We start from the raw sequence: 13587 nt of genomic DNA on the forward strand, positions 1-13587 counted from the left end.
CTTTCGCGATCAGAATTTGTCCTCTTCGGTCGGCACCAGGATCTCGCGTTTTCCGGCATGATTGGCGGGGCCGACAATGCCTTCTTTTTCCATCTTCTCGATGATCGAAGCGGCGCGGTTGTAGCCGATGCCCAGACGCCGCTGGATATAGCTGGTCGAGGCCTTGCCGTCGCGCAACACCACGGACACCGCCTGGTCGTAAGGGTCGTCGGAATCCTCGAAATTGCCGCCGCCGCCGCCCGAGCTGCCCTTGCCGGAGGGCTCGTCCTCGTCCTCATCATCGTCCTCGGTGATGGCGTCGAGATATTCCGGCACGCCCTGCAGCTTCAGATGCGCGACGATCTTCTCCACCTCGTCGTCGGAGACGAACGGGCCGTGCACGCGCTGGATGCGGCCGCCGCCGGCCATGTAGAGCATGTCGCCCATGCCGAGCAGCTGCTCGGCGCCTTGCTCGCCCAAGATGGTGCGGCTGTCGATCTTCGACGTTACCTGGAAGGAGATGCGGGTGGGGAAGTTGGCCTTGATGGTACCGGTGATCACGTCGACGGACGGACGTTGCGTCGCCATGATCACGTGGATGCCGGCGGCGCGAGCCATCTGCGCCAGGCGCTGGACGGCACCCTCGATGTCCTTGCCGGCAACCATCATCAGATCGGCCATTTCGTCGATGATGACGACGATGTAGGGCATCGGCTCGAGGTCGAGATTCTCGGTCTCGTAGATCGCCTCGCCGGTCTGGCGGTCGAAGCCGGTCTGCACCGTGCGCGAGATCTTTTCGCCCTTCTTCTCCGCCTGTTGGACGCGTGCGTTGAAACCGTCGATATTGCGCACGCCGACCTTCGACATCTTGCGGTAGCGGTCTTCCATCTCCCGCACGGTCCATTTCAGCGCAACCACCGCCTTCTTCGGGTCGGTGACGACAGGCGTCAAAAGGTGCGGGATGCCGTCATAGACCGAGAGCTCCAGCATCTTGGGATCGATCATGATCAGCCGGCATTCCTGCGGCGTCAGCCGGTAGAGCAGCGACAGGATCATGGTGTTGATGGCGACCGACTTGCCCGAGCCGGTGGTGCCGGCGACCAAGACGTGCGGCATCTTGGCGATATCGACGATGACCGCCTCGCCGTTGATGGTCTTGCCCAGCGCCAGCGCCAGCTTGGCCTTGGTGGTCTCGAAATCGCGGCTGGCCATGATTTCCCTGAGATACACCGTCTCGCGCTTGGCGTTCGGCAATTCGATGCCGATGGCGTTGCGGCCCGGCACCACGGCGACGCGGCAGGCGATGGCGCTCATCGAGCGGGCGATGTCGTCGGAGAGGCCGATGACGCGCGATGATTTGATGCCTGGCGCAGGCTCCAGCTCATAGAGCGTGACGACGGGGCCGGGGCGGACATGGATGATCTCGCCCTTGACGCCGAAATCCTCCAGCACGCCTTCGAGCAGGCGGGCGTTCTGTTCCAGCGCGTCTTTCGAGAGGCTCGGGTCGCGCGCGACGTTCTTCGGTTCGGACAGGAAATGCAGCGACGGCATCTCGAATTTTTCCGAGCCGATCAACGAGGTCTGCGCCTCGCGCTGGACGCGCGCACCCGGAGCCGGGCGCGGCGCCGGCGCTTCAACGCGCGTGGCGGCATCCGAGCGGAACGGCTGGACTTTGGCGGTGGAAGCCGCGCGACGCTGGACGAGGGGTTCATCGTCGAAATCGACATCGTCATCGCCGGTGTCGAAGCGATCGTCGAAGACGTCATCGTCCGGATCGACGGAAACGCTGCGGTCGTTGACCATGGCGGCGAAGAATTCCGGTTCGACGCGGGCACGGCCATCCGGGCTCATCCGCTGCTCGGCGAACTCGGCCGATTCGACTCGTTCGGCGGCACGCCGCCAGGCGCTGGCGCGCGGCTCCATTCCCGGCTCGAATTCGTCCCGCCGCTGCCTGCGGCGCACGGCGCGGCGGTGCATCCACGCGCGGAACGAAAGCCACCAATGGGTCATTGCGCCGAGCGCCAGTATGCCTTCGTCGCCTTCATCCTCGTCATTGTCGAACAGCAGCTCATCCTCACGCGGATCGGCGGCGGCCGGTTCCTCCATGACGGCGAAACCGTTCTTGCGTGCGATCAGCGCCGAACCGTAGGCGAATAGCCATAGCGCCGGACCGGCCATCAGAATGGCGAGCACGCTGGCCACCAGCCCGGTCGGATAGCCACCGATGACAACGCCCGGAATCTTCAGTACCATGTCGCCGAACACGCCGCCGAGCCCGGTCGGCAGCGGCCAGGTCTTGGGCGGCACCACGCAGCCGGCGATCGCGGCGGCCAGCAGGGCAAAGCCGAACCAGAACAGACCGCGCCTGGGCAGCCTGTCGACGCCACGCGCCGAAAACAGCAGATATCCCCAGATCACGGCCGGAACCAGCGCCGCCACGGCGGCAAGGCCGAAGAACTGCATGGCGATGTCGGAGAAGACAGCACCCGCATAGCCCATGGCATTGGTGACGGTGTTGGCTGTGGCGTGCGAGAAGCTCGGGTCGGCGACATTCCAGGTGGCCAGGCTGGCGACGCCGAAAGCGGTGAACGCGAACATGCCGGCGCCGACAAGCCGGCCGACCTGGCGTCGCGCGAATGCCTGGATGCCGTGCCCCGTATCGGTCAGCGCGAGCGGTGCTGAAGCCCCTGAACGCATGCTCTTCCCCGTCAGTGATTGCCTGGCCCGAGCGCGTGACGCACTTCGGCAGATTTGGCTGCCAGACTATGCGTGGGAAGGTTAAGGCCGCATTAACCATGGCAAGGGCCCCAGCCGCCTGCCGCAAATAACAATGGCGAGCCTCACGGCCCGCCATTTCTGCATCGGCAACGGCAGGGTGACCAGGCTCGGTGGGCCTGATCACCCGCGGTCTCAGTTGGCTCCGCCGAGCGCCTGGACGTTGGCGCAGAACTCGGCATGCGGCTTGCTCATCGCCGCGTCCTGGCATTCCTTCTTCATCGCATCCTGCTTTTCCATTGGCATGGCCATGAAAGCGGTCTTGAATTCCGCCATCGGCTTCATGGTTTTCATGCTGGAATCGGTGAAGAACGGGGCCATATTGTCGGGTTCGTCGAGAGCCCCGGCAAATGCCATGCCGCTGACCATGGAAAGAGCGAGCGCGCCGAGACAGATATTCTTGACGTTCATTGGATAGTTTCCTTCCCTATTGTTTGCAACGACCGCCGAACAGTGGTCGTGCCCGGGAGTTCGATGCCAAGACGGCCGATGTTTCCTCGAAAATCTCAATCACGCGAACGTGATTGCGTTCGTCCAACCAAACGGGCTCCAAAAAAAGAGGCCCGGAGCGATCCGGGCCTCAAGGCGTGAGCACCTTGCGGAGCGTCACGACGGGATTTCAAAACAGTTCCGGAAGACGTGCAGCGGTTTTCCGTACGTGATTACCGAAAGAGATGGGACCGGCGGGAGGAGGTCCGCCGGTCCCATCGCAAAGAGGCCTTACGGCACCACTTCGCCGTGCTGGCTGATGTCGAGACCCTCGACCTCTTCCTGGGTCGACGGACGCAGGCCGACGAGCGCCTTGACGATGTAGAGGATGACGAAGGTGGCGATTGCCGTCCACAGGATGGTGAAGACGATGCCGTAGAGCTGCTTGCCGATCGACGCGCCCGAGGAGAGGCTGTTGATTGCCGGGTCGGCGAGCACGCCGGTCAGCAATGCGCCGACCACGCCGCCGACGCCATGGACACCGAAGGCATCGAGCGAGTCGTCATAGCCGAACATGTGCTTTACCTTGACCGCCGAGATGTAGCAGACGACGCCGGCGACGATGCCGACGATGAAGGCGCCCGTCGGGTTGACGAAGCCGGAAGCCGGCGTCACCGCGACAAGGCCGGCGACGGCGCCGGAGATGATGCCGAGCACCGAGGGCTTCTTGGCGACGATCCATTCGGCGAACATCCAGGCCAGCGCCGCTGCCGCGGTGGCAACCTGGGTGTTGAGCATCGCGGCACCGGCGAGGCCGTCGGCGGCGAGTTCCGAACCGGCGTTGAAGCCGAACCAGCCGACCCACAGCAGCGAAGCGCCGATCACGGAATAGACCAGGTTATGCGGCGCCATGTTGGTGGTGCCGTAGCCTTCGCGCTTGCCCAGGACCAGGGCGCAGACGAGACCCGCGACACCGGCATTGATATGGACGACCGTGCCGCCGGCGAAGTCGAGCACGCCGGCAGCGCCGAGGAAGCCGCCGCCCCAGACCCAATGCGCGATCGGCGCATAGACGACCAGCAGCCACAGCGCCATGAAGATCAGCAGGGCCGAGAACTTCATGCGCTCGGCAAAGGCGCCGGCGATCAGGGCCGGGGTGATGATGGCGAAGGTCATCTGGAACATCGAGAAGACGAATTCAGGAATGTTGGCCACGCCCGGCGCCCACAGCGTCGAGGTGGTGATGCCGTGATGGAAGAATTTCGAGAAGCCCCCGAGATAGGCATTCATGCCGCCGCCGTCGGAAAAGGCCAGCGAATAGCCGAACATGAACCACAGCACCGTCACCAGGCAGGTGATGGCGAAGCTCTGCATGACGGTGGCAAGCACGTTCCTCTTGCGCACCATGCCGCCGTAGAACAGTGCCAAGCCGGGGATGGTCATCATCAGCACCAGCGCCGTCGAAGTCAGCATCCAGGCGGTGTTGCCGGTGTCGAGCACCGGGGTGGGAGCGGCCGGGGCGGCGGCAGCCGCGGCCGGAGCCGCTTCCTGCGCGAGGGCGGCGACGCTGCCCAACGCTGCGAGAGCGAGCGAGCCAAAAAGGGCGGCGCGTCCCGTCTTCTTCAAGGTGGAAGGAATATTCATTGAACTCTCCATTGGAATACGTGTTCGCCGCTTCAGAGCGCGTCGGTGTCTGTTTCGCCGGTGCGGATGCGCACCGCCTGGTCGATGCCGAAAACGAAGATCTTGCCGTCGCCGATCTGACCGGTCTTGGCGGCTGCGGTGATGGCCTCCACGGCCTTGTCGACCATGTCGGCGCTGACCGCGACCTCGATCTTGATCTTCGGCAGGAAACTGACCGCGTATTCCGCCCCGCGATAGATTTCCGTGTGCCCCTTCTGACGCCCGTAGCCTTTGACTTCGGTGACGGTCAGGCCCTGGATGCCGACGGCGGTAAGCGCTTCGCGCACCTCGTCGAGCTTGAACGGCTTGATGATTGCCATCACGATTTTCATAAGGTTTCACCCTTTTGCTGTTGCGGTCCCCCGCGTTTGCACACCTTCACCGATCCCGAGGAGCCGGAGAGTGCCGACGAGGATTCAAGCTCCGTGCCAATTGCCGAAGCAGCGTGTTAACTGGTTGTAAACAAAGGAATTGACGCGCCCGCAATCGCACCGTGACGATGGGCGCGGCACAGCTTCTGCTCAATAATTAAGCAATTTTCTGAAAACGCCTATTTGGAAGGCTTTGGGCGAAAGGACTGCTCAACGCTTGAGCCGGATCAAGCCTTCCTGGGCCATCGAGGCGATCAGCGTGCCGTCGCGGGCATAAAGCGTGCCGCGGCTGAATCCGCGCGATCCCGAGCTCGAGGGGCTGTCCTGCGCGTAGAGCAGCCAGCCGTCGAGCGAATGCGGGCGGTGGAACCACATCGAATGGTCGAGGCTGGCCGCCTGGATGTCGGGATCGAACAGCCCGCGCCCATGCGCGAAGGTCGAGGTGTCGAGCAGCGTCATGTCGGAGAGATAGGCGAGCAACACCGATTGCAGCGCGCGGTCGTCTGGGACGGGACCGGCGAGGCGGATCCAGACATTCTGCCGGGGCGGCAGCTTGTCACGGCTTTCATAGTGCTGGAGATTGACCGGCCTGAGCTCCAGCGGTCGCTCGCGCGCCCAGAAGCGTCGCACCGCTTCCGGCACCCGGTCGGCCTTTTCGAGCAGTTGGCGCTGCGTCTTCAGCCCTTCCGGCGGCGGCACGTCGTCGGGCAAAGCGAACTGGTGCTCCAGCCCCTTCTCATCGACCTGGAACGAGGCTTCCAGCGAGAAGATCGCGTTCCCGTGCTGGATCGCCAGCACCCGGCGGGTGGTGAAGGAGCCGCCGTCGCGGATGCGGTCGACCTCGTAGATGATCGGCACCTTGATGTCGCCAGGCCGCATAAAATAGCCGTGCAGCGAATGCACGTAGCGGTCGGGCTCGACGGTCCGCTGCGCCGCCACCAGCGCCTGGGCGATGGTCTGGCCGCCGAACACGCGCTGCCACTCCACCTGGGGGCTGCGACCACGATACAGATTGTGTTCCAGCCTCTCGAGGTCGAGAATGCGCAGAAGCTCGTCCATGGCCGCCGTCATGTGTCGTGACCTCGCCTCAAGATTTCCTCGGCGGGTTTCCGACAGGAAGGACGGGCCGTCAAGGGCGGATGGCAGGCTGGCTTGCAAGGAGCGAAGACCATGGAAGGCAAGGCAGAGGCGAAAACCAGGTCCGGGCTCGATGTTCTGGTCGCCGGCGCCGGCTATGTCGGCCTGGCTGCCGCCGTGTCGCTGAAACAGGCGCAACCGGAGCTTGCCGTGGCCCTGGTCGATGCCGCACCCCCCGGCTCCTGGCAAAGGGACGGGCGCGCCTCGGCCATTGCGGCGGCCGCCTGCCGCATGCTCGAGCGGCTCGGCGTCTGGGCCGAGATCGCGCCGGAAGCGCAGGCAATCACCGAGATGATCATCACCGATTCGCGTGCCGCCGATCCTGTGCGCCCGGTCTTCCTCACTTTCGACGGCGAGGTGGCGCCGGGCGAGCCCTTCGCACATATGGTGGCCAACCGGGTGCTGAACGGCGCCTTGCGCCGCAGCGCCGAAAAGCTCGGCGTCGACATCATCGAAGGCGTTGCCGTGCAAGGGTTCGAAACCAATGGTGCGGGCATCACCGTGCATCTGGCCGACGGCGCGACGCTGAAGGCGCGGCTGCTGGTCGCCGCCGACGGCGTCAACTCGAAGCTGCGCGACATGGCCGGCATCAAGACGGTGAAATGGGAATACGGCCAGTCCGGCATCGTCTGCACCGTGGCACATGAACGGCCGCACAATGGCCGCGCCGAAGAGCATTTCCTGCCCGCCGGACCCTTCGCCACGCTGCCGCTGAAGCCGGGCGCGGACGGCTCCAACCGCTCGTCGATCGTCTGGGTCGAGCGGTCGGAAGATGCTCAGACGATGGTCGCCGGCGACGACCTCCTCTTCGAGCACGAACTGGAACAGCGTTTCGGCCTCAAGCTTGGCGAGATCCGCGTCGCCGACAAGCCGCGCGCCTGGCCGCTGGGTCTTACCATCGCGCGCGCCTTCGTCGCGCCGCGCGTGGCGCTTGCCGGCGATGCCGCCCACGGCATCCACCCGATCGCCGGCCAGGGCCTCAATCTCGGCTTCAAGGATGTCGCCGCCCTGGCCGAGGTGATCGTCGAAGCCGACCGGCTGGGCCAGGATATCGGCGCGCTCGACGTGCTCGAGCGTTACCAGCAATGGCGCCGTTTCGACACGGTGCAGATGGGCGTCACGACAGATGTGCTGAACCGGCTGTTTTCCAACGATATCGGCCCGCTGCGCGCGGTGCGCGACATCGGCCTCGGCCTGGTCGAGCGCATGCCACGGCTGAAGGAATTCTTCATCCGCCAGGCGTCGGGGCTTTCAGCCGGCACGCCGCGCCTTTTGAAGGGCGAGGCGATCTGACCCGCCGCGCCGCTTATGACCCGGGCACGTCATAGATCGCCCGGACCTCGATCGTGCCGAGTTCGGCCAGCGGAATGCCGCCGGCGATGTCCAGTGCCTCCTGGAGGTCCTTCGCCTCGATCATGACGAAGCCGAGCAACTGCTCCTTGGTTTCGGCGAACGGGCCGTCGGTGACCAGCCGCTTGCCCTTGCGACGGCGCACGGTTTTCGAGGTCTTCACCGATTGCAGCGCCTGCGCGACGATGAGCTTGCCTTGTTGGTCCAAGGACCGGTCATAGGCCAGCGAATCGGCGTCGAGCTTGGCCGATCCTTCCGGGGTGAGCGCGTAGAGGTCTTTCTCCTCACCATAGACCAGGCAGACATATTTCATTTCGCGCTCCCTTGCTGCGATGAATCATAGGATGCGGTGACGAGCGTGTCAGCCTTGCCTTCGACCGCTGCCGCATGGTCGAGAAGGCATGCCGCGACCGCGATGATGGCGACAGCCGCCAGCAGCCTGCGGACACCGGACGGCGGTGGCTCCAGCCAGAAGTCCTGCCGTCGTTGAGCCTTGCGGCCCGGGGTCTTCCATATTGCGAAAAACAGATTGTCCATGTGAACCTCCATCCGGCCACAATCCCGTGGTCGCCCGCAGGACGGCCGGGCCGAATGGAAGCCGACATTTTTGCACGCGGTTTTTTTTCTAAAGGAATGAACCGTCATCACGCCGTGGTCCAAACAGCGCAGTGGTCTTCGCGCATGCCCGCGTTATAGTTGGCCGGACGCTGGGCTCACCTGGACAAGTTCACGACAACCAAGGAGGAATTCATGGACCGCACCGCAACCGCCGTCTGGAAGGGCAATCTGAAGGACGGCAAAGGCACGCTCGACAGCCAGAGCGGGACCCTGAACGGCACGCCCTATTCGTTCAAGGCACGCTTCGAGGACGAGAGCGGCAAATCCGGCACCAATCCGGAAGAGCTGATCGCGGCCGCGCACGCCGGCTGCTACGCCATGCAGCTGTCGCATTTCCTGGCCGAGAACGGCACCCCGGCAGCCGAGCTCGACGCCAAGGCCGTGGTGACGCTGGTTCCCGGCACCGGCATCACGGGCAGCGCGATCACCCTTGTCGGCAAGGTGCCCGGCATCGACGCCGCGAAGTTCAAGGAATTGGCCGAGAAGGCCAAGGCCGAATGCCCTGTTTCCAAAGCGCTGGGCGCCATCAACGTATCGCTCGACGCCAGGCTCGGCTGAGACCACGGCATCCCGGCGCGCATGGTCGCGCCGGACACGCCCGACCGCTCAGGCGCCCAGCGCGTCGAGCCGGGCGCGAAGGGCTGCGACTTCCTGCTCCAGCGCCTCCACTCTCGCTTCGAGGTCGGAAGCGGGCACGGCCGATGCAGTGCGCTGCGCCGACAGGGCGGCAACGTCAACCGGCCCGGCGAGGAGATGCACATAGCGGTCCTCGCGTTGGCCTGGACCGCGCGGGATTTCCTGAACGAGCGGCGGTCGACGGCCGATCAGCATATCGAGTTCACCGCGCAAATCCTCGATCGATGAAAACCTTGCCATGCGCTCGCTGCGTGCCAACAATTCATGCGCCGTCTGCGGCCCGCGCAGCAAAAGCAGACCGACCAAGGCGGTCTGAGGCGTGGTCAGCGAGAAGCGCTGCGCCATCTGGTGCTCGTAGCGCTCGACGCGGGAGCCGAACATCTGCCGCACCAGCCCCTTCTGCTCGAGCAGCTTTAGCGCCCGGTGCACCTCTGTCTGCTCCAGCGCCATGACGGGCTCGCGCGCCGTCTTCTGGTTGGCGGCGGCAAGCGCTGCGTTGAGGGTCAACGGATAGACGTCCGGCGTCAGCTCCTTCTTCTCGATGAGGCAGCCGAGCACACGCGCTTCGGGAGGAGACAGGATGGGGAGGTCCGTCATTGGATTGCAATCCTTTTTGAAGCTGGCAAGACAGCGCCCCTTTTGTCCTGCCGGAGAAAGGGGGCGCGAAGGATCGCTGCGTTCAAGATTGCCGCGAGCGAGCGCCTAAACCCTTCTCTCCACCATCATCTTCTTGATTTCCGCGATCGCCTTGGCCGGATTCAAGCCCTTGGGGCAGGTCTGCGCGCAGTTCATGATGGTGTGGCAGCGATAGAGCCGGAAGGGGTCCTCGAGATTGTCGAGCCGCTCGCCCGTGGCCTCGTCGCGGCTGTCGATCAGCCAGCGATACGCCTGCAGCAGGGTTGCCGGGCCGAGATAACGGTCGCCGTTCCACCAATAGCTCGGGCAAGAGGTCGAGCAGCAGGCGCACAATATGCATTCGTAGAGCCCGTCGAGCTTCTCACGCTCCTCATGGCTCTGCAGCCATTCCTTGGCGGGCTGCGGCGAGACCGTCTTCAGCCACGGTTCGATCGAGGCGTGCTGGGCGTAGAAATTGGTGAGGTCGGGCACCAGGTCCTTGATGACGGGCATATGCGGCAGCGGGTAGATCTTGACGGCGCCCGAGATGTCGTCGCAGCCCTTGGTGCAGGCGAGCGTGTTGGAGCCGTCGATATTCATGGCGCAGGAGCCGCAGATGCCTTCCCGGCAGGAGCGGCGCAAGGTCAGCGTCGGGTCGATCTTGTTCTTGATCCAGAGCAGCGCATCCAGCACCATCGGCCCGCAATCGTCCATGTCGACGAAATAGGTGTCCATGCGCGGGTTCTCGTCATCATCCGGCGACCAGCGGTAGATGCGGTATTCCCTGAGATTGGTCGCGCCTTCCGGCTTCGGCCAGGTCTTGCCCTGCTGGATCTTCGAGTTCTTGGGGAGCGTGAGTTCGACCATTACCTCAGGTCCTTTCGGATGACGCGGCTGGACGTCATTTCAATACACCCTGGCCTTGGGCGCGATCTTGGCGAGACTGATGCCGCCGTCCTTTTCGGCCAGCAGCGGTTCGGTGTGCACCGGACGATAGGAGAGCGTCACCTCACCGGTCTCGCTCAGATGGGCGAGCGTGTGCTTGCGCCAGTTGGCGTCGTCGCGGGCCGAGAAATCCTCCCGCGCGTGCGCGCCACGGCTCTCCTTGCGGGCCTCGGCGCCGTAGACCGTGGTGATGGCGTTGGCCATCAGGTTTTCCAGCTCCAGCGTCTCCACCAGGTCGGAGTTCCAGATCATCGAGCGGTCGAAAACCTTTATGTCCTTGAGCTCGCCCCAGATCTGCGAAATGCGCTTGCAACCGTTCTCCAGCGATTCCTGCGTGCGGAACACCGCCGCGTCTTCCTGCATGGCGCGCTGCATCTTTTCGCGCAGAACCGCCGTCGGCGTCGAGCCGTTGGCGTGGCGCAGCCGGTCGAAGCGGTCCATGATCTTGTCGACCGAGGCCTGGTTGGGCGACGGGATTGCCGATTTGCGGTCGATGACCTGGCCGGCACGGATCGCCGCCGCGCGGCCGAACACGACCAGGTCGATCAGCGAGTTCGATCCCAGCCGGTTGGCGCCGTGCACCGAGGCGCACCCGGCCTCGCCTACCGCCATCAAGCCGGGCGAGACCCGATCGGGATTAAGGATCGTCGGGTTGAGCACCTCGCCCCAGTAATTGGTCGGCACGCCGCCCATATTGTAGTGCACCGTCGGCAGCACCGGAATCGGCTCCTTGGTGAGGTCGACGCCGGCGAAGATCTTTGCCGATTCCGAGATGCCGGGCAGCCGCTCGTGCAGCACCGCCGGATCGAGATGATCGAGGTGCAGGAAGATATGGTCCTTGTTCTTGCCGACGCCGCGGCCTTCGCGGATTTCCAGCGTCATGCAGCGCGAGACGACATCGCGCGAGGCAAGGTCCTTGGCCGACGGCGCGTAGCGCTCCATGAACCGCTCGCCCTCGGAATTGACGAGATAGCCGCCCTCGCCGCGCGCGCCTTCGGTGATCAGGCAGCCGGCCCCGTAGATGCCGGTCGGGTGGAACTGCACGAACTCCATGTCCTGTAAAGGGAACCCCGCCCGCGCGGCCATGCCGCCGCCGTCGCCGGTGCAGGTGTGGGCCGACGTCGCCGAGAAATAAGCGCGGCCATAGCCGCCTGTCGCCAGCACAACCATCTTGGCCGAGAAACGGTGGATGGTGCCGTCGTCGAGATTCCAGGCGACGACGCCTGTGCATGTGCCGTCCGGCTCCATGATCAGGTCGAGCGCGAAATACTCGATGAAGAACTGCGCGTTGTTCTTCAGCGACTGGCCGTAGAGCGTGTGCAGGATGGCGTGGCCGGTGCGGTCGGCGGCCGCACAGGTGCGCTGCACCGGCGGGCCATCGCCGTAATTCATCATGTGGCCCCCGAACGGCCGCTGGTAGATCTTGCCCTCTTCCGTGCGCGAGAACGGCACGCCGTAGTGCTCGAGTTCGTAGACGGCGGCTGGCGCTTCACGCACCAGATATTCCATGGCGTCGACATCGCCCAGCCAGTCCGAACCCTTGACGGTGTCGTACATGTGCCACTGCCAGGAGTCCGGGCCCATGTTGGAAAGCGAAGCGGCAATGCCGCCCTGCGCCGCCACCGTGTGCGAGCGGGTCGGGAAAACCTTGGTGATACAGGCGGTGCGCAGGCCCTGTTCGGCCATGCCCAGCGTAGCGCGCAGTCCCGCGCCTCCGGCACCGACGACCACGACGTCGAATTTGTGGTCGACATAGGTATAGCCTGCCGTATTGGCTTCTTTCGCGTCCTTGGCCAAAACGTCAGCCTCCGAATGCCAGTTTGAGCAGGGCGAAGAGCGAAGCCACGCCGACCGCTACGGTGAAGAAAGTGTTGAGGGCGATCAGCGCCAGCTTCATGCCTTCGCCATGCACGTAATCCTCGATGATCACCTGCATGCCGATCCGCATGTGATAAAGCGGCGAGATGAGCACAAGGGCCATCATCAGCGCCACGAGCGGGTTGGCGAGCGCTGCCCGCACCTCCGCATAACCGGCGCCGTTGAGCGCGACCAGGAACCCGGTGAAGAACAGGATCAGCGGGATGTTGGCGATTGCCGTGAGGCGCTGGCGCCAGAAATGCCCGGTGCCTTCGCGGGCCGAGCCCAGGCCGCGGACTTTCGCCAGCGGCGTGCGCATGTCGGTCTTTCCAGTGCTCATGGTCAGGCTCCTCGCGCCATATAGCCGGCGATCCAGATCAGCAGCGTGAGCAGGACCGAGCCGGCCAGGGTCGCCCAGGCAATCTTGGAGGCGGTATGCTTTTCGAGACCGGCGCCGGTATCCCAGATCAGGTGGCGCACGCCGCCCAGCATGTGGTGCATGAGCGCCCAGGTGTAGCCGAACAGGATCAGCCGTCCGAGCCAGGTTCCGAAGGCCCAGCTCACCCAATCGAAAGTGGCTTGCGAGCTCGCCGCCGCCATCAGCCATATCGCGACCAGGAGCGTGCCGAAATAGAGCGCGCCGCCGGTGATGCGATGGATGATCGACATCGTCATGGTGATCGGCGGCCGGTACACGCTGAGGTGCGGCGAAAGCGGCCGTTCACGTCTGGCGAATTCGCGGGTGGCTGGTGATTTGCTCATGGCTCCCCCAGTTCGGCGTTCCTGGAGCCTCAGGTGGAAATGCGGCATTGCCGCTTCCGGTTGCGACTTCGGACAGCCGGTTTCTAATGCTCTTTTTGCACCGCGTCAAAGCCAGAAAACCGTTTCGAAAACGTAATTTAGTCTTATTAAAAGGCAGGTCCGGGCTTCAATCGATTAGGCGTCGACGATGCCAAGCCGGCCCGTTCTCGCTGCGGTGCAGCATATATGTGGCGGGCGCGGGCTTCGGCTCAGCGGGTGCGGGTCAGCGGCGCCGAGCCCGCTTTCATCACCAGCGCCTCGCGACCGTCGATCACGATCGCGTCATGTGCCTCGTTAACCATGTTTATCAAGACATGGGTGAGAACCGCGCCAGCCTCTTAACAAAGGTTAAGAAAAGGTTAATTTCCGATTCGAGGAGGCTTTGTCTCCA

Annotated in this window: 14 protein-coding genes; 2 read left to right on the forward strand and 12 right to left on the reverse strand. The window is 64.2% G+C overall.

From position 1 onward, the window contains the following. Positions 1–9: 9 nt before the first annotated feature. The 5 genes from FJ426_RS22640 to tesB all read right to left on the reverse strand — a co-directional run bounded on the left by FJ426_RS22640 (position 10) and on the right by tesB (position 6308). Complete coding sequence (locus FJ426_RS22640; RefSeq protein ID WP_140559260.1) at positions 10–2676, reverse strand: DNA translocase FtsK; 2667 nt, start codon at positions 2674–2676, stop codon at positions 10–12. A gap of 213 nt (positions 2677–2889) precedes the next feature. Then, positions 2890–3165 carry a hypothetical protein gene (locus tag FJ426_RS22645; RefSeq protein ID WP_140513949.1) on the reverse strand — a complete coding sequence of 92 codons (276 nt, stop codon included), beginning with the start codon at positions 3163–3165 and terminating at the stop codon, positions 2890–2892. A 309-nt stretch (positions 3166–3474) separates the two neighbouring features. After that, the gene (locus tag FJ426_RS22650; RefSeq protein WP_140559261.1) at positions 3475–4827 is read right to left on the reverse strand and encodes an ammonium transporter; all 1353 of its coding nucleotides are present in this window, start codon (positions 4825–4827) and stop codon (positions 3475–3477) included. 32 nt (positions 4828–4859) lie between these two features. Next, complete coding sequence (locus FJ426_RS22655) at positions 4860–5198, reverse strand: P-II family nitrogen regulator (protein WP_013528889.1); 339 nt, start codon at positions 5196–5198, stop codon at positions 4860–4862. Positions 5199–5447: 249 nt separating this feature from the next. Continuing rightward, on the reverse strand, positions 5448–6308 hold the full coding sequence (gene tesB / locus FJ426_RS22660; protein WP_140524665.1) for an acyl-CoA thioesterase II: 861 nt from the start codon (positions 6306–6308) through the stop codon (positions 5448–5450). Positions 6309–6407: 99 nt separating this feature from the next. Between tesB and FJ426_RS22665 the strand changes: the two genes are divergently transcribed. Next, on the forward strand, positions 6408–7667 hold the full coding sequence (locus FJ426_RS22665; RefSeq protein WP_140559262.1) for a ubiquinone biosynthesis hydroxylase: 1260 nt from the start codon (positions 6408–6410) through the stop codon (positions 7665–7667). 13 nt (positions 7668–7680) lie between these two features. Here FJ426_RS22665 and FJ426_RS22670 read toward each other — a convergent pair whose 3' ends face one another. Both FJ426_RS22670 and FJ426_RS22675 read right to left on the reverse strand, forming a co-directional pair. Further along, complete coding sequence (locus FJ426_RS22670; RefSeq protein ID WP_140492691.1) at positions 7681–8037, reverse strand: YciI family protein; 357 nt, start codon at positions 8035–8037, stop codon at positions 7681–7683. Further along, complete coding sequence (locus tag FJ426_RS22675) at positions 8034–8261, reverse strand: hypothetical protein (protein ID WP_140554839.1); 228 nt, start codon at positions 8259–8261, stop codon at positions 8034–8036. The genes FJ426_RS22670 and FJ426_RS22675 overlap by 4 nt, the downstream gene beginning before the upstream one ends. Positions 8262–8474: 213 nt before the next feature. Here FJ426_RS22675 and FJ426_RS22680 point away from each other — a divergent pair, with 213 nt between their 5' ends. Further along, entirely contained in the window at positions 8475–8900 is a 426-nt protein-coding gene (locus tag FJ426_RS22680) for an OsmC family protein (protein ID WP_140492697.1), read from the forward strand. 48 nt (positions 8901–8948) lie between these two features. Here the strand turns inward: FJ426_RS22680 and FJ426_RS22685 are convergent, their stop codons facing one another. From FJ426_RS22685 to sdhC, 5 genes are all read right to left on the reverse strand, one after another. Beyond that, complete coding sequence (locus FJ426_RS22685; protein WP_140559263.1) at positions 8949–9575, reverse strand: DUF480 domain-containing protein; 627 nt, start codon at positions 9573–9575, stop codon at positions 8949–8951. 105 nt (positions 9576–9680) lie between these two features. Further along, a complete protein-coding gene (locus FJ426_RS22690) occupies positions 9681–10460 on the reverse strand; it encodes a succinate dehydrogenase iron-sulfur subunit (protein WP_140518103.1) in 780 nt (259 codons plus the stop codon). Between the two features lie 39 nt (positions 10461–10499). Further along, on the reverse strand, positions 10500–12335 hold the full coding sequence (sdhA, locus tag FJ426_RS22695) for a succinate dehydrogenase flavoprotein subunit (protein WP_140518102.1): 1836 nt from the start codon (positions 12333–12335) through the stop codon (positions 10500–10502). Between the two features lie 4 nt (positions 12336–12339). Then, a complete protein-coding gene (gene sdhD, locus FJ426_RS22700) occupies positions 12340–12735 on the reverse strand; it encodes a succinate dehydrogenase, hydrophobic membrane anchor protein (RefSeq protein WP_140518101.1) in 396 nt (131 codons plus the stop codon). A 2-nt stretch (positions 12736–12737) separates the two neighbouring features. Next, entirely contained in the window at positions 12738–13157 is a 420-nt protein-coding gene (sdhC, locus tag FJ426_RS22705; RefSeq protein WP_140518100.1) for a succinate dehydrogenase, cytochrome b556 subunit, read from the reverse strand. Positions 13158–13587: the final 430 nt, after the last annotated feature.

The organism is Mesorhizobium sp. B2-6-4 (assembly GCF_006441495.1).
Taxonomy (GTDB): domain Bacteria; phylum Pseudomonadota; class Alphaproteobacteria; order Rhizobiales; family Rhizobiaceae; genus Mesorhizobium.

Bases quoted from the DNA above. Each gene is read 5' to 3' on its own strand.
- tesB (WP_140524665.1), bottom strand. From the start codon at position 6,308: ATGACGGCGGCCATGGACGAGCTTCTGCGCATTCTCGACCTCGAGAGG.
- FJ426_RS22655 (WP_013528889.1), bottom strand. From the start codon at position 5,198: ATGAAAATCGTGATGGCAATCATCAAGCCGTTCAAGCTCGACGAGGTG.
- FJ426_RS22675 (WP_140554839.1), bottom strand. From the start codon at position 8,261: ATGGACAATCTGTTTTTCGCAATATGGAAGACCCCGGGCCGCAAGGCT.
- FJ426_RS22650 (WP_140559261.1), bottom strand. From the start codon at position 4,827: ATGAATATTCCTTCCACCTTGAAGAAGACGGGACGCGCCGCCCTTTTT.
- FJ426_RS22665 (WP_140559262.1), top strand. From the start codon at position 6,408: ATGGAAGGCAAGGCAGAGGCGAAAACCAGGTCCGGGCTCGATGTTCTG.
- FJ426_RS22680 (WP_140492697.1), top strand. From the start codon at position 8,475: ATGGACCGCACCGCAACCGCCGTCTGGAAGGGCAATCTGAAGGACGGC.
- FJ426_RS22670 (WP_140492691.1), bottom strand. From the start codon at position 8,037: ATGAAATATGTCTGCCTGGTCTATGGTGAGGAGAAAGACCTCTACGCG.
- sdhD (WP_140518101.1), bottom strand. From the start codon at position 12,735: ATGAGCACTGGAAAGACCGACATGCGCACGCCGCTGGCGAAAGTCCGC.
- FJ426_RS22645 (WP_140513949.1), bottom strand. From the start codon at position 3,165: ATGAACGTCAAGAATATCTGTCTCGGCGCGCTCGCTCTTTCCATGGTC.
- FJ426_RS22690 (WP_140518103.1), bottom strand. From the start codon at position 10,460: ATGGTCGAACTCACGCTCCCCAAGAACTCGAAGATCCAGCAGGGCAAG.
- FJ426_RS22640 (WP_140559260.1), bottom strand. From the start codon at position 2,676: ATGCGTTCAGGGGCTTCAGCACCGCTCGCGCTGACCGATACGGGGCAC.
- sdhC (WP_140518100.1), bottom strand. From the start codon at position 13,157: ATGAGCAAATCACCAGCCACCCGCGAATTCGCCAGACGTGAACGGCCG.
- FJ426_RS22685 (WP_140559263.1), bottom strand. From the start codon at position 9,575: ATGACGGACCTCCCCATCCTGTCTCCTCCCGAAGCGCGTGTGCTCGGC.